Genomic DNA, 15,611 nt, shown 5'->3' with positions numbered 1-15,611 from the left:
GATGAGAGCAACCAAAGGGCTATTGAAAGGCCTCAATCCCACCATGGCCATGACGGCCCTGACCGTCGTGACCCTGTTCCTGTTGTTCGGGGTGTTTGACCCGGATACCGCGGGAACCTGGTTCACCGGCGCCAAGGACACCATCATTGCTGGCTTCAAGTGGTACTACATTCTGGTGGTTGCCCTGTTCCTGTTCTTCGCCGTCTACCTGATGTTCAGCCGTTTTGGCAGCATTCGACTGGGCGACGACGACCAGGTACCGGAGTTCGGCTACTTCGCCTGGTTCTCCATGCTGTTCAGCGCAGGCATGGGCATAGGCCTGGTGTTCTGGAGCATCGCCGAGCCCATGTATCACCTGCAGGGCAACCCCTTCGTCACCGAAGGGATGACGCCGGAAGCGGCCCAGATGGCCATGCGCCTCACCTTCTTCCACTGGGGTCTGCACCCCTGGGCCATCTATGTGATCGTCGGTCTGTCGCTGGCTTTCTTCAGCTACCGCCGCAAGTTGCCGCTGGCCATTCGCTCCGTGCTCTACCCCATTCTCGGCGAGCGGATCTACGGCTTCTGGGGCCATGCCGCCGACGTGCTGGCGGTGTTCGGTACCGTGTTCGGGGTAGCGACCTCCTTAGGGCTTGGCGTCTCCCAGATGAACACCGGCCTCAACCAGATGTTCGGCATGGAAGTCTCCCAACACAGCCAGCTCTGGCTCATCGGCGGCATCAGTCTGATCGCCACCCTGTCGGCCATCTCCGGCGTGGGGCGCGGGGTGAAGATCCTCTCCGAGCTCAACATCTGGCTCAGCGCCTTCATCCTCGCTCTCTTCCTGGTGCTGGGACCGACCACCTACATCCTCAACGCCTATGTGCAGAACATCGGCGACTACCTGCAGAACATCGTCAAACTGAGCTTCTGGACCAACACCGAAGCCAACGGTACCTCGGCCTGGCAATCGAGCTGGACCGCCTTCTACTGGGGTTGGTGGATAGCCTGGGCCCCCTTCGTCGGCATGTTCATCGCCCGCATCTCCAAGGGGCGCACCATTCGCGAGTTCGTACTCGGCGTACTGCTGGTGCCCTCCCTGCTCGGCATGTTCTGGCTCACAGTGTTCGGCGGTACCGCGATGCATCTGGAGCTGTTCGGCGGCGGTGGCGTGGTGGCGGCAGTCAATCAGGACGTGACCCTGGCGCTCTACAAGACGGTGGAACTGATGCACTGGGAGACCTTCGGCTGGATTGCCAAGGGGGTGCTGACCCTGCTTATCTGCACCTACTTCATCACCTCCAGCGACTCGGGGACGCTCGTGATTACGACGCTGCTCTCCATCGGCGATCAGGATCCCCCCGTGCTGCATCGCGCCATCTGGGGACTGGGTCAGGGGCTGGTGGCGGCCATCTTGCTGGTTTCCGGCGGCCTGGCGGCCCTGCAGGCGGCCAGCATCATAGCCGCGCTGCCCTTCTCGCTGATCATGCTGGCCATGTGCTATTCGCTGATGCAGGGGCTCAAGCAGGAGAGCCAGCACCAGTTCGAATACCGGCAGAAGCTCAAGCGTCATCCCGGCTCGGTCAATCTGAGCCTGCTGGATCGCATAGGCCCGGGCTGATGGCCCACTGCCAACCAGGAAAAAAAGGGGAACCTCGCGGTTCCCCTTTTGCATGCTTGCGCGGCGGCGGATGCTTACAGCATCTGCTTGAGGCGATAGAGCAGGTCCAGTGCCTGACGGGGGGTCAACTCGTCCGGGCGCACCGCTTCCAGCTCTTCCACCACCGGATGGGGTTGCGGGGCGAGAGGCACCGGAGCCGGGCGGCTTTCACCGGCGGCGACCGGGGTGGCGCTTTCCAGCTCGTGCAGTTTGTGACGGGCCTGCTGGATCACCGATTTCGGTACCCCTGCCAGCGCCGCCACCTGCAGACCGTAGGAGCGGCTGGCCGCCCCTTCCTGCACCGCATGCATAAAGGCGATGGTGTCGCCGTGCTCCACCGCATCGAGGTGGACGTTGGCCAGCCCGCTCATCAGCTCGGGCAGGCGGGTCAGCTCGAAGTAGTGGGTGGCGAACAGGGTGTAGGCGCCAATCTTGCTCGCCAGCTGTTCGGCGCAGGCCCACGCCAGCGACAGGCCGTCATAGGTGCTGGTACCGCGGCCAATCTCGTCCATCAGCACCAGGCTGCGGGCGGTGGCGTTGTTGAGGATGTTGGCGGTTTCGGTCATCTCCACCATAAAGGTGGAGCGGCCTGAGGCGAGATCGTCCGATGCTCCGATCCGGGTGAAGATGCGGTCGATGGGGCCGATGCGGGCGCTGTCGGCGGGCACGAAGGCGCCGATATGAGCCAGCAGCACGATCAGTGCGGTCTGGCGCATGTAGGTGGATTTACCGCCCATGTTGGGGCCTGTGATGATCAGCATCCGCCGCTCCCGTTCCAGCCGGATGGGGTTGGCGATAAAGGGATCGCTCATCACCTGCTCCACCACCGGATGGCGGCCCGCTTCGATCAGGATCTGATCCTCATCTATGAGGGTGGGGCAGCGGTAGTCCAGGGTCTCGGCTCGCTCGGCCAGATTGGCCAGCACGTCCAGCTCCGCCAGCGCGGCGGCGGACTCCTGCAGATCGCCGAGGTGGGGCAGCAGGGCGTCGAGCAGCTCTTCGTAGAGCCGCTTCTCCAGCGCCAGCGCCTGGGCCTGGGCGGTGAGCACCTTGTCCTCGTATTTCTTCAGCTCATCGATGATGTAGCGTTCGTTGTTCTTGAGGGTCTGACGGCGGATGTAGTGGGCCGGCACCAGATGGCTGTTGGCGCGGCTCACTTCGATATAGAAGCCGTGTACCTTGTTGTAACCGACCTTGAGGGTGTTGATGCCGGTCAGCAGCTTCTCCCTCTCCTCGATGCGGGTGAGGCTGGCGGTGGCGCCGTTGGCCAGATCCCGCAGCTCGTCCAGCTCCTGATTGAAGCCGTCACGGATGACGCCGCCATCGCGGATCAGCACCGGCGGCACCTCCATCACCGCGCGCTCCAACAGGTCGAGCAGCTCGGGGAAGGTGCTGGCGCGCTCGGCCAGCTGTTGCACCGCTTCGTGCTCGTTGTCCGCCAGCAGGCGTTGCAACTCGGGCAACTGGGCGAAGGCCTGACGCAGGCGGGTGAGGTCGCGCGGACGAGCCGAGCGCAGGGCGAGACGGGCCAGCACCCGCTCCACATCCCCCACCTGACGCAGCAGGTTACCCAGCTCGTCGTAGAGGTTCTGCTCGATGAGCTCCTTGATGGTGCTCTGGCGACCTTTGAGGATCACCCGATCGCGGATCGGCTGGTGGATCCAGCGCTTGAGCAGCCGGCTGCCCATGGGGGTAGCGGTGCGATCCAGCACCTCGGCCAGGGTATTTTCGTAGCCACCGGCCAGATTCTGGGTCAGCTCCAGATTGCGGCGGGTGGCGGCATCCATGATGACGGCGTGATCGGGCTGCTCGAGGCGCACGCTGCGGATGTGGGGCAGGGCGGTGCGCTGGGTATCTTTCACGTACTGCATCAGGCAGCCGGCGGCGCACAGGGCGGTCTCGCTCTGCTCGACGCCAAATCCCACCAGATCCTGGGTGCCGAACTGTTGGCAGAGCAACTTGCGGGCGGTGCCCAGTTCAAACTCCCACTCGGGGCGGCGGCGCAGGCCGCGGCGGCCCTCGACGTGGCGCAGGAACTCGAACGATTCGGGATAGAGCAGCTCGGCCGGATTGGTGCGCTGCAGCTCTGCTAGTAAAGTCTCTTCCTTGTCGAACTGGTTGATGAAGAAGCGGCCGGAGCCGATGTCCATGGTGCCGTAACCGAAGCGGCGGCCATCGTGATAGACGGCGGCGATCAGGTTGTCCTGCCGCTCGCTGAGCAGCGCCTCATCGGAGACGGTGCCCGGGGTGATGATGCGAATGACCTTGCGCTCCACCGGCCCCTTGCTGGTGGCGGGATCCCCCACCTGTTCGCAGATGGCGGCGGATTCACCGAGCTGCACCAGCTTGGCCAGATACCCCTCGATGGCGTGATAGGGCACCCCCGCCATGGGAATGGGACTGCCCGCGGACTGGCCGCGCTTGGTCAGGGATATGTCGAGCAGTTGGGACGCCTTGCGGGCATCGTCGTAGAACAGCTCGTAGAAGTCGCCCATCCGGTAGAACAGCAGGATCTCCGGGTTCTCGGCCTTGAGGCCAAGGTACTGCTGCATCATGGGGGTGTGGGCGCTCAGGTTGGCGCTGGTGGCTTGGTGCTGTGCTGTCATGTTCTATTCCAGAAGGTGCTCTTGCGGGCAAGCGTCTGCCGTAATGGGTCTGAATCTGGTGGCCATTCTACATGGTCGGGCCGAGATGGTGAGGGGTTATCTCGCTTTGGGGAAGGCTGTCCTGGGGTTTCACTGGCGTGGGAGGGGAGTGACAAGCCGTGTCGGGAGGGCGGGGGCGGGGCATTGTGCGCAAGGCGTGGAAGGGGAAACAAGATCCCCGCCATCAGCGCGGGGATTGGCATCACAGAAACGGGAGCCGTCTCTCAATACATGGCTTCGTTGCCACTGAGCATCTCGTGCAGCTTGGTTTTCTGCTCCGGGGTCAGCACCTTGCTGACTTCGAACAGGTAATGGGCACGGTAGTAGCGGGCCTCGGCCTGCACGTTGCTGATGGTCTGCAACTGCTTCTTGGCGGCCGCCTCGTCCCACTTGCCGGTCTTGATCATGTTGATGATGACGTCCTGACCGATGGCGTCGAGCTTGACCGCGCCGAGCTCTTTGGCCGCCTGCTCACGCAGGCTCTTGATCTGTTCAACCTGTGCGCTGGAGAGGTTCAGCTCTTGCGCCAGGGTGGTTTCGCTCTGCAGCTCGGGGGCGCTCTCGGCGGCGAAGGTATTGGTGGCAAAACAGATCGCCAGGGCAGTCATGGCGACTTTAAATTGATGCTTCATCTGCTTTCTCCAGTATCCAAAAAGATAGAAACCGCATACAGGGCGGTGCCTGCTGATTATAGGAAGCCCCCATGTACTGGAGCTTAAGCGTGGGTGACTTGCCACTGTGGCACGCTTGCGCCAAATGCTCGGCAGGGCCATGCTGGTCGCTGACGCAGCCGCTCCCGGGTAGGTTGCTCGTGATTCGGGGCAACTGCATAATGACCCCCATGTTTCCCCCGAAAGGGATCAGAGAGGGCATGAGGATGGGGCTTGAGGCAGAGATCGACCGTCTATCCCGGGAGCTCGGCGAGGCATTGCTGGCGCGAGGCTGGCTGGCCGCAACGGCGGAGTCCTGTACCGGGGGCGGGGTCGCCACGGCCATCACGGATATTGCGGGCAGCTCAGGCTGGTTCGATCGCGGCTTTGTTACCTATACCAACGAAGCCAAGCAGCAGATGCTGGGGGTGAGCATCGACAGCCTGCTGCGCCATGGCGCCGTCAGCGAGGCCGTGGTGCTGGAGATGGCCAGAGGGGGCCTCGCCCGTTCCGATGCCGGGATCTGCGTCGCCATCAGCGGCATCGCCGGGCCCGGTGGTGGCAGTGACGACAAGCCGGTCGGCACCGTCTGGTTCGCCTGGGCGGATCGCACAGGCCGTCATCACTCCCTGCTAGCCCGTTTCGATGGCGACCGCCATCAGGTGCGCCAGCAGGCGGTCAGGCAGGCCTTGTCCGGACTGCTGGCTCTGCTCAGATAAATTGGGCTTGATACTGTATGCATAAACAGTATACTTAGCCCAACTTCACTTCTTCATCACGATTCCCAGCGGAGATTGGCATGGATCAGAACAAACAGAAGGCACTGGCGGCTGCGCTGGGCCAGATCGAAAAGCAGTTTGGCAAAGGCTCCATCATGCGTCTGGGCGACAGCAAGACCATGGATATCGAAGCTATCTCCACCGGCTCCCTTTCCCTGGACGTGGCGCTGGGCATCGGTGGTCTGCCGTGCGGTCGCATCGTCGAGATTTACGGTCCGGAATCGTCAGGTAAAACCACTCTCACCCTGCAGGTGATCGCGGAAGCCCAGAAGAAAGGCAAGACCTGTGCCTTCGTCGATGCGGAGCACGCGCTGGATCCCATCTATGCCGCCAAACTGGGGGTCAACGTCGACGACCTGCTGATCTCCCAGCCGGATACCGGTGAGCAGGCGCTGGAGATCTGCGACATGCTGGTGCGCTCCAACGCTGTTGACGTCATCATCGTCGACTCGGTGGCAGCCCTGACGCCGAAAGCGGAAATCGAAGGCGAGATGGGGGATTCCCACGTCGGCCTGCAGGCCCGCCTGATGTCCCAGGCCCTGCGCAAGCTGACCGCCAACATCAAGAACGCCAACTGCCTGTGCATCTTCATCAACCAGATCCGGATGAAGATCGGCGTCATGTTCGGCAGCCCCGAGACCACCACGGGTGGTAACGCGCTCAAGTTCTACGCCTCCGTGCGTCTGGATATCCGTCGCATCGGTGCCATCAAGGAAGGTGACGAAGTGGTCGGTAACGAGACCCGCGTCAAGGTGGTCAAGAACAAGGTGGCCCCGCCCTTCAAGCAGGCCGAGTTCCAGATCTTCTACGGTGCCGGCATCTCCAAAGAGGGCGAACTGGTGGACTTGGGCGTCAAGCACAAGCTGATCGACAAGGCCGGCGCCTGGTACAGCTACAACGGCGAGAAGATCGGCCAGGGCAAGGCCAACGTGATGAAGCTGTTCGCCGAGAACAAGGTGATGGCTGCCGAGGTGGAAGCCCGCCTGCGTGAACTGCTGCTCTCTGGCGCCGTGCCGGTCGAGAAGCCGGTGGCCGCGGTCGCCGAAGAGTTTGAAGACGAAAGCGAACAAGAGTTCGAATAAGGAACAAGGAAGGCCGGGTTGATACCCGGCCTTGTCATTTATGGTCGATGAATCTTCCCCCGAACCCGTTGAACTCTCCTTTGAAGAACGGTTTGCCGCCGCCCGCGCCTTTGCCATGCGCAGTCTGGCTCGCCGCGAGAGCGCCGAGTCGGAGCTGGCCAAGCGGCTGCGGCTGCAGGGCTTCAATGAAGAGGTGATCGAGGCCGTTGTCGAGTATTGCCGTGGCTACAACTGGGTCAATGACGATCGGTACGGCGCCATGGCGGTGCGGGCCGGTGCGGCCAAGGGCCATGGTCCCATCAAGATCCGCTTCGATCTGCGCCGCAAGGGGCTGGATGATATGCAGATCGACGCCGCCTTTGACCAGCCCGAACTGGACTGGTTCGAACTGGCGTTCGTCCTGCTCGAGCGGCGTGCCAGAGTCGCCGATCTCGGTGATTTCAAGCTGCGGATGAAATGGCTCAAGTATTTGCTTGGGCGGGGTTTTACCCAGGAGCAGGCGCGTTACGCCATCTCTGCCATGCAGCAGGGGGACGAATAACGGGTTGGTTCTGGCCATGGTGCTGTCTGGTGGCGTGATCCTCCGGCGCGTGAGATGGGAGGGGCATTTCCCCCGTTTTATCCTGCCTCTGAGGGCCATGGCGCCATGATCCGCCACCCAGCCGACTCCCCTTTCCGCCTGCGCTTGTCAGGTGTTCTGCTGCAGCCCCGTCCATTGGGGGCTTTTTCACCCGTGACGGGCCCGCGCGTTTTACTTTACCCCGCAGAAAACTTACATTATTGCGATTAAAAGTCCGTATCCGAATCAAGCAGGATTTTCCATGTATATGTCCACGTCAGAGTTACGCTCAGCGTTCCTCGAGTATTTCCGCTCTCAGGGGCACCAGGTTGTCTCCTCCAGCTCGCTGGTGCCGCACAACGATCCGACCTTGCTGTTCACCAACGCAGGGATGAACCAGTTCAAGGACGTGTTCCTTGGCGCAGACAAACGTGGCTACAACCGTGCAACCACGGCCCAGCGCTGTGTACGGGCTGGCGGCAAGCACAATGACCTGGAAAACGTCGGCTATACCGCTCGTCACCACACCTTCTTCGAGATGCTGGGCAACTTCAGCTTCGGTGACTACTTCAAGCAGGACGCCATCCGTTTTGCCTGGGAATTCCTGACCGGTACCCTCAAGCTGCCCAAAGAGCGCCTGCTGGTGACCGTCTATGAAACGGACGACGAAGCCTTCAACATCTGGGCCAATGAAATCGGCGTGCCCACCGATCGCATCGTGCGCATCGGTGACAACAAAGGCGCCGCCTTTGCCTCCGATAACTTCTGGCAGATGGGCGATACCGGCCCGTGCGGCCCCTGCACCGAGATCTTCTACGACCACGGCGACCACCTCTGGGGTGGCCCTCCCGGCTCACCGGAAGAAGACGGCGACCGTTTCATCGAGATCTGGAACGTGGTCTTCATGCAGTTCAACCGTCAGGCCGACGGCACCATGGAGCCGCTGCCCCGTCCTTCCGTGGACACCGGCATGGGTCTGGAGCGCATCTCCGCCATCATGCAGGGTGTGCACTCCAACTACGAGATCGACATCTTCCAGGCGCTGATCAAGAAGGCGGCCGAGATCGTCGGCACCGAGGATCTGAGCAACCAGTCCCTGCGCGTCATCGCCGACCACATCCGCTCCTGCGCCTTCCTGGTGGCTGACGGCGTCATGCCTTCCAACGAAGGCCGCGGCTATGTGCTGCGCCGCATCATCCGCCGCGCCGTGCGTCATGGCCGCAAGCTGGGGGCCACCGAGATCTTCTTCTACAAGCTGGCTGCCGAACTGGCGGTGCAGATGAAGGACGTGGCTGCCGAACTCATCGCCCAGCTGCCGCTGGTCGAGCGCGTGCTGCGCATCGAGGAGGAACAGTTCGTCCGCACCCTGGACCGCGGCCTGCTGCTGCTGGAAGACGTGCTGGCGAACCTCGGCGATGCCAAGGTCATTCCGGGCGAGGTGGTGTTCAAGCTGTATGACACCTATGGCTTCCCGGCGGATCTCACCGCCGACGTGGTACGCGAGCGCGAGATCGGTATCGACGAGGAAGGCTTCAAGGCCGAGATGGAGAAGCAGCGCGCCCGTGCCAAGGAAGCCTCCAGCTTCGGGGTGAACTACAACGAGGTGTTGAAACTCGATTTCGAAACCCCATTTACCGGTTACAAGCAGCTCAGCGAAAAGACGACCGTGGTCGGCATCTACAAGGATGGCGTCGAGGTGAACGGTCTCATCGCTGGCGAAGAGGCTGTGGTGGTGTTGGCGGAGACCCCCTTCTACGCCGAATCCGGTGGTCAGGTGGGCGACAGTGGCATTCTGAAAGTGGATGACGGCATCTTTGCCGTGACCGATACCCAGAAAGCTGGCAAGGCCATCATTCACAAAGGTTATCTGGAACTGGGCACCCTGGAGAAGGGCGCAGAGGTGGAAGCCGTGGTCGATGGCGAGCGCCGTCAGGCCATCGCCCTGAACCACTCGGTCACTCACCTGCTGCACGCCGCCCTGCGCCAGGCGTTGGGGGACCATGTGACCCAGAAGGGTTCCCTGGTCGGTGCGGAGCGCATGCGTTTCGACTTCTCCCACTTCGAAGGCCTGACCATGGCGACCATTCGCCGGGTCGAGGAGCTGGTCAATGCCCAGATCCGTGCCAACCACGATGTCAGCACCGAGCTGATGGATCTGGAGGCCGCGAAGTTCGCCGGCGCCATGGCCCTGTTTGGCGAGAAGTATGAAGATGATGTCCGCGTCGTGCGTATGGGGGATTACTCCACCGAGCTGTGTGGCGGTACTCATGCCAAGCGCACCGGCGACATCGGCTTCTTCAAGATCATCGCCGAGAGCGGCATCGCCGCAGGGGTGCGTCGTATCGAAGCGGTCACCGGCAAAGGTGCCATCGATTTCATGCACCAGCTGGGCGAGCAGATCGAAGAGGCGGCAGCCCTGGTGAAGGGGGATCAGTTCTCCATCGCCGACAAGGTTCGCCAGATGATGGACAAGGCAAAGCTGATGGAGCGCGAGCTGGAACAGCTCAAGGCCAAGCTGGCGGCGCAGGCCGGCAGCGACCTGCTGAGCCAGGTCATCGAGATCAATGGCCAGAAGGTGCTGATTGCTGCGCTGGAAGGTGCCGATCCCAAGTCCCTGCGCGGCATGCTGGACGAGTTGAAGAATCAGATGAAGTCCGGTGTCGTGCTGCTGGCAACCAGCAGCGAGGACAAGGTCAACCTGATCGCCGGTGTGACCAACGATCTGACCGCCAAGGTGAAGGCTGGTGAGCTGGTCAATCTGGTGGCCCAGCAGGTGGGTGGCAAGGGTGGTGGTCGTCCTGACATGGCGCAGGCGGGTGGTACCCAACCTGCTGCGGTGCCGGCGGCCCTGCAATCCGTTCACTCCTGGCTGGAAGAGCGCCTGTAAACGGGCGAGGTGATCTGTGGCACTCTATGTACAGAAGTACGGCGGCACCTCGGTCGGCACGCTGGAGCGGATCGAGGCGGTGGCTGATCGCGTTCAGCTGAGCCGCGCCCAGGGGCATGATGTGGTGGTGGTCGTCTCCGCCATGTCGGGCGAAACAAACCGGTTGCTGGGCATGGCCCAGCAGCTGGATCCGGATGCCAACCGGCGCGAGATGGATGTGCTGGTCTCGACCGGTGAACAGGTCACCATAGCGCTGCTGGCCATCGCGTTGAACAAACGGGGTTGTCCTGCGGTCTCAATGACCGGTGATCAGGTTCGTATCCACACTGATTCCGCCCATGGCAAGGCGCGCATCACCCAGATCGACACCGAGCAGGTTCAGGCCGAGCTGGGTGCGGGCAAGGTGGTGGTGATCGCCGGCTTCCAGGGCCGTGATGAGCACAACGCCATCACCACCCTGGGGCGAGGTGGTTCGGACACCACGGCGGTTGCCGTGGCGGCCGCCATCAAGGCCGATGAATGCCAGATCTTTACCGATGTGGATGGGGTCTATACCACGGATCCGCGCATCGAGCCCAAGGCACGCCGCCTCTCCACCATCACCTTCGAGGAGATGCTGGAGATGGCGAGCCTGGGGGCCAAGGTGCTGCAGATCCGTTCGGTGGAGTTCGCGGGCAAGTACCGCGTACCGCTGCGGGTGCTGTCGAGTTTTGTCGACGGAGAGGGAACCTTAATCACATATGGAGGTGAGAGGATGGAAGCACCCCTGGTATCCGGCATTGCGTTCAACCGCAACGAGGCTAGCCTGACCATTCTGGGTGTGCCGGACAGGCCGACGGTGGCCGCGCAGATCCTGAATCCGATCAGCGACGCCAACATAGATGTCGACATGATAGTGCAGAACACCATGGGGGATGGCACCGCCGACTTCACCTTCACGGTGAATCGCGATGACTATCGCCGGGCCCGCGCCCTGCTGGAGGAGACCGCCACCCTGTTGGGGGCCGCCTGTGTGCAGGGTAACGGGGAGATCGCCAAGGTCTCCATCGTCGGGGTCGGCATGTGGAATCATCCCGGGGTCGCGCGCACCATGTTCAAGGTATTGGGCGAGGAGGGGATCAACATGCAGTTGATCTCCACCTCTGAAATCAAGATATCCGTGGTGATTGACGAGAAGTACCTGGAGCTGGCCGTGCGTTCGTTGCACTCAGCGTTCGGGCTGGATAATGAGCCTCATGAGCAGCCCTTGGGGAACAATCCCTGATTGATTTAGTTTCAACCATTTACCATATCGGTATCTTTGTAAGATAATGGCGCATATCGATATAAATACAAAACAGGATACAGGAGCAAGCGAATGCTTATTTTGACTCGTCGTGTAGGGGAAACCCTGATGATCGGTGACGAAGTGACAGTCACCGTGCTGGGCGTTAAGGGTAACCAGGTTCGTATCGGTGTGAACGCACCCAAAGAGGTCTCCGTGCACCGCGAAGAGATCTACATGCGGATACAGGCCGAGAAAGTACCGGGCCAACCGAATTTCTAAGCCATCCCATTGGCAGCCTCAAGGCGACATCTCAGGTGTCGCCTTTTGTTTTTCCGGGCCCTGCAAATCGGCTTGCGAGGCGCGGAACCAGGGGGTAAGTGTCGATATTGCTTGAATATTCCACGCTTTGGCCAAATGCTGAGCGAACACGCTGTTTTCTCCAAAAAAGTGTTTGACTAAAAATCCCTGTGAAGTATTATCAGCCCCGCAAACGGAGAGGTGGCCGAGAGGCTGAAGGCGCTCCCCTGCTAAGGGAGTATGCGGCTTATACCCGCATCGGGGGTTCGAATCCCCCCTTCTCCGCCATTTTGCGCCCGTAGCTCAGCTGGATAGAGTACCTGGCTACGAACCAGGTGGTCAGAGGTTCGAATCCTCTCGGGCGCACCATTTAAAGTGAGCGCCCGTAGCTCAGCTGGATAGAGTACCTGGCTACGAACCAGGTGGTCAGAGGTTCGAATCCTCTCGGGCGCACCATACAGACAGCCTCGACGTCAGTCGGGGCTGTTTTTTTTATGGGCGCCATTTCCCCGGTCGTGGGGATCTGCTGCCCTGATGGCGACCGATGTGTCGCCGCATTGAACGATGCTTGCTGTTCCCGCCACACGACTCTCCGTTATCGCCTTATCTTTCCTCCGATCCCTATCAGGCCCGGCTACTCGGCGTCTTGTCATCACCTATGACACCTTCAGCCACTCACAGGCGCTGTTGCAAGCACGCTCTGTGCTCGTTGGCATATGAACCCAGGCTCTGGACGTTGAACGCTTTGGTGGCCAACAGCAGCCTGTGGCAGGCAATAAAAAAGGATGCCGCGGCATCCTTTCTTGTCTTCGTGGAGAGAGTCAGCTTTTCAGCCACTTGCGAATGCGGTTCGCATCGCCGACAGGGGTGCGTTTGCCCACGGAGTTGAGCAGCACTATGGCGAGCTCCTGCTGGTCCGGCTTGGCGCGCATCAGCAGGCAGCGGCCCGCCTCGTCGGTGTAGCCGGTCTTGGAGAGGCGTACGTCCCAGTCCGGGTTCTTCACCAGGGGGTTGGTGTTGTTGAACATCAGGCTGTAGGCGGGCGTGCTGAAGCGCATCTCCTTGTTGGTGTCCTGGGTGAACTGGCGGATCAGCGGCTGGCGATAGGCGGCGGCGATGAGCTTGGCGAGATCCCGGGCGGTGGAGACGTTGCGGGTCGAGAGGCCGGTGGAGTCGTAGAAACGGCTGTTGCGCATGCCGAGCTGCCTGGCCTTGTTGTTCATGGCGCGAATGAAGGCCGAGCGGCCACCCGGATAGTGGCGGCCGAGGGCAGAGGCCATACGATTCTCGGAGGACATCAGCGCCAGGTGCAGGGCGTCACGGCGGCTCACCTTGGTGCCCATACGCACCCGGGAGTAGGTGTGCTTGATGTTGTCCCTGTCGTTCTGATCTATGGTCAGGGTCTGATTGAGGTTCTGGCGGGCATCCAGCACCACCAGGGCCGTCATCAGCTTGGTGAGGGAGGCGATGGGGCGCACCTGGGCAGGGTTCTTCTGGTAGAGCGTCTTGCCCGTGTTGATGTCCATCACCAGGGCACTGCCCGATTTCAGTTGCAGCTTGGCCGGGTTGGGCGCCGCCAGGGTTGCTTGCGATCCGAGCAGTCCCATCAATCCACATACCAGCGCGATTGCGCGAATCCGACACCCCATACAACCGACTCCATCCACAGCGAAAAAAGGCGCTAGATTCACTCATTTTTGCCCTCGCTTTACAAGAGCGTGACGATGGAATTCGTCACTATTTCCATAAAAAAGGGCCGCCTGCCGGCGACCCCTGTGATTTGTCTCAATCCCTTGAGACGTGGACCTTGCGTTTGCTCAGCCAGCGCCAGACCAGCGCTATCAAGCCGCCCACCAGCAGCACCAGCGGCAGGCAGAGGATGATGCTGAGGAACTGGGACTCATACTGCGCGGCCAGCTTGGTGTGGCTCAGATAGTAACCCAGCCCGACCAGAGGGCAGATCCACATGATGGAGCTGATGAGGTTCACCACCAGGAAGCGACCCTGGGGTATCTCGTTGGCGCCGACGATGTAGGGATAGGCGGTGCGCACGAAGGCAATGTAGCGGGCGGTGATCAGGGTGATGATGCCGTACTTGTTGAGCAGGTAGTGCACCTTCTCCTTGTGCTTCTCGTCCAGATGGGACATCAGCCTGTGGTACATCTGGGTGTGGCCGAGGAAGCGCCCCTGCATGTAACCGAGCCAGGTGCCGAAGAAGGTCGCCAGGATCAGCAGCGGGATGACTGCGAGCGGCAGTACCCCCTGATAGATGAGCACGCCGGTCAGGATCAGCAGGGTGTCACCGGGCAGGAAGGCGGTCGGGATGAAGCCATTTTCCAGCACCAGGAAGGTCAGCAGGACTATGTAGACCATGAAGACCATCTTGGGGTCGGACAGGGTCGCCAGATCCTGATGAATGAAGGCGTGAGCCAGGTGGTAAAACTGCTCCATACATGCAAACTCCGCAGGTTAGCTGGGTTGGTCGGTCAAGGGCATGGCAAGCACCTTGTCGATGCGCAGGCCGTCCATATCCACGATTTCCAGTTGCCACTGTTCCAGGGTGACCAGGTCTCCGGTCTGGGGAAGGCGGCCAAGGAGCAGCATGATAAGCCCTCCGAGGGTGTGATAGTGATGTTTTTCTTCTTCCGGCAGGCGAACCAGCTCCAGACAGTCCTTCAATTCCGGCAGCGGGATCAGGCCGTCGAGCAGCCAGCTGCCATCGGCACGCTGGAAGGCCCAGTTGTTCTCCCCGTCTTCCTGCTGGAAGTCGCCCGCCAGCGTCTCCAGCAGATCCTGCTGGGTGACCAGCCCCTGCAGCTCGCCATATTCGTCCACCACCAGCACCATGTGTTCGGCGTGGGCGCGGAAGTGGTTGAGCAGCTCCAGGCCGTTGAGGGTCTCCGGCAGCAGGCTGCCGTCCTGGGTGAGGGCCGCCAGATCGATGGGCTCCCCCTTGATGTAGGCGTGCAGCACCTTGCTGACGTTGAGGATGCCCACCAGGTCAGAGAGGCTGCCGTCACAGACCGGGAAGAAGCTGTGGCGATACTCCACCAGTCGCTGCAGGTTGGTCTCGAGCGGCAGGGAGAGATCCAGATAGCGGATGTCGCTGCGGGGCACCATCAGGGAGGAGAGGCTGCGTTCGTCGAGGCGGAACACGTTCCGCAACATAGTGTGTTCGTGATCCTCGATGATGCCGGCCTCTGAGCCCTCTACCAGGATGGCGTGGATCTCCTCCTGGGTGACGTTGTTGCTGCTGCTCTGATCGACTCGCAGCAGGCGCAGGCTGGCGTTGGTGGAGGCGGACAGCAGCCAGACGAAGGGGCGGGTCAGGGTCGCCAGCCACAGCATGGGGCGTGCCACCAGGCAGGCGATGCGTTCGGCATTGAGTTGGCCAAGGCGTTTGGGCACCAGTTCCCCCACCACGATAGAGAGGTAGGTCACCAGTACCACCACGATGACGGTGGCGAACAGGCTGCTGCTCTTGGGGGAGAGACCCCACTCCTGCAGCCAGAGGGCGAAGGGTTGGGCCAGCAGTGACTCACCGTAGATACCGTTGAGCAGGCCTATGCTGGTGATGCCGATCTGGACGGCGGAGAGGAAATGGGTCGGATCCTCTCCCAGCTTGAGGGCGATGGCGGCAGAGCGGCTCCCCTCGCTGGCCATCTTGCTGAGACGAGCCTTGCGTGCGGTGACGATGGCGATTTCCGACATGGCGAAGACGCCATTGAGCAAAATCAATCCAAACAGGATCAATATTTCCATACTGCAGCAGCACTCCCGGTAGAAAAGATCGCTGGCAGTGTAAT

The 15,611-nt window shown here is 61.3% G+C and carries 12 protein-coding genes and 3 tRNA genes; 10 read left to right on the top strand and 5 right to left on the bottom strand.

Translation table 11 applies throughout. The annotated features are described in order from the left end of the window. Position 1: 1 nt before the first annotated feature. Entirely contained in the window at positions 2-1,600 is a 1,599-nt protein-coding gene (locus PG898_RS07410) for a BCCT family transporter (protein WP_171272729.1), read from the top strand. 74 nt (positions 1,601-1,674) lie between these two features. Here PG898_RS07410 and mutS read toward each other — a convergent pair whose 3' ends face one another. Further along, positions 1,675-4,245 (bottom strand): DNA mismatch repair protein MutS, encoded by a 2,571-nt coding sequence (mutS, locus tag PG898_RS07405; RefSeq protein WP_270823610.1) that lies wholly within the window; start codon positions 4,243-4,245, stop codon positions 1,675-1,677. A 263-nt stretch (positions 4,246-4,508) separates the two neighbouring features. Beyond that, positions 4,509-4,916 (bottom strand): Spy/CpxP family protein refolding chaperone, encoded by a 408-nt coding sequence (locus tag PG898_RS07400; RefSeq protein WP_042649970.1) that lies wholly within the window; start codon positions 4,914-4,916, stop codon positions 4,509-4,511. 245 nt (positions 4,917-5,161) lie between these two features. Here PG898_RS07400 and pncC point away from each other — a divergent pair, with 245 nt between their 5' ends. The 9 genes from pncC to PG898_RS07355 all read left to right on the top strand — a co-directional run bounded on the left by pncC (position 5,162) and on the right by PG898_RS07355 (position 12,261). Then, complete coding sequence (gene pncC, locus PG898_RS07395; RefSeq protein WP_041207091.1) at positions 5,162-5,653, top strand: nicotinamide-nucleotide amidase; 492 nt, start codon at positions 5,162-5,164, stop codon at positions 5,651-5,653. A gap of 80 nt (positions 5,654-5,733) precedes the next feature. Next, positions 5,734-6,795, top strand: a complete 1,062-nt coding sequence (gene recA / locus PG898_RS07390) for a recombinase RecA (protein WP_005324574.1) — start codon at positions 5,734-5,736, stop codon at positions 6,793-6,795. Between the two features lie 40 nt (positions 6,796-6,835). Next, complete coding sequence (locus tag PG898_RS07385) at positions 6,836-7,336, top strand: regulatory protein RecX (RefSeq protein ID WP_043128912.1); 501 nt, start codon at positions 6,836-6,838, stop codon at positions 7,334-7,336. 280 nt (positions 7,337-7,616) lie between these two features. Continuing rightward, complete coding sequence (gene alaS / locus PG898_RS07380; RefSeq protein ID WP_171275374.1) at positions 7,617-10,241, top strand: alanine--tRNA ligase; 2,625 nt, start codon at positions 7,617-7,619, stop codon at positions 10,239-10,241. 16 nt (positions 10,242-10,257) lie between these two features. Further along, complete coding sequence (locus PG898_RS07375) at positions 10,258-11,505, top strand: aspartate kinase (RefSeq protein WP_005332431.1); 1,248 nt, start codon at positions 10,258-10,260, stop codon at positions 11,503-11,505. A 93-nt stretch (positions 11,506-11,598) separates the two neighbouring features. Then, a complete protein-coding gene (gene csrA, locus PG898_RS07370; protein ID WP_005315760.1) occupies positions 11,599-11,787 on the top strand; it encodes a carbon storage regulator CsrA in 189 nt (62 codons plus the stop codon). A gap of 213 nt (positions 11,788-12,000) precedes the next feature. Beyond that, positions 12,001-12,093, top strand: a tRNA-Ser gene (locus PG898_RS07365). 4 nt (positions 12,094-12,097) lie between these two features. After that, a tRNA-Arg gene (locus tag PG898_RS07360) sits at positions 12,098-12,174 on the top strand. Positions 12,175-12,184: 10 nt separating this feature from the next. Continuing rightward, positions 12,185-12,261, top strand: a tRNA-Arg gene (locus PG898_RS07355). A gap of 365 nt (positions 12,262-12,626) precedes the next feature. Here PG898_RS07355 and pbpG read toward each other — a convergent pair. From pbpG to PG898_RS07340, 3 genes are all read right to left on the bottom strand, one after another. Further along, a complete protein-coding gene (gene pbpG, locus PG898_RS07350) occupies positions 12,627-13,454 on the bottom strand; it encodes a D-alanyl-D-alanine endopeptidase (protein ID WP_270823613.1) in 828 nt (275 codons plus the stop codon). Between the two features lie 136 nt (positions 13,455-13,590). Further along, entirely contained in the window at positions 13,591-14,256 is a 666-nt protein-coding gene (locus tag PG898_RS07345; protein ID WP_005332433.1) for a DedA family protein, read from the bottom strand. 18 nt (positions 14,257-14,274) lie between these two features. Beyond that, a complete protein-coding gene (locus PG898_RS07340; protein WP_043128915.1) occupies positions 14,275-15,567 on the bottom strand; it encodes a hemolysin family protein in 1,293 nt (430 codons plus the stop codon). Positions 15,568-15,611 lie beyond the last annotated feature (44 nt).

The sequence above is a fragment of the Aeromonas sp. QDB31 genome, from assembly GCF_027707605.1.
GTDB classification, from domain to species: Bacteria; Pseudomonadota; Gammaproteobacteria; order Enterobacterales; family Aeromonadaceae; genus Aeromonas; species Aeromonas media.
Note: the sequence above shows the minus strand (reverse complement) of the source record. Positions and strands in the feature narration are given on the sequence as shown.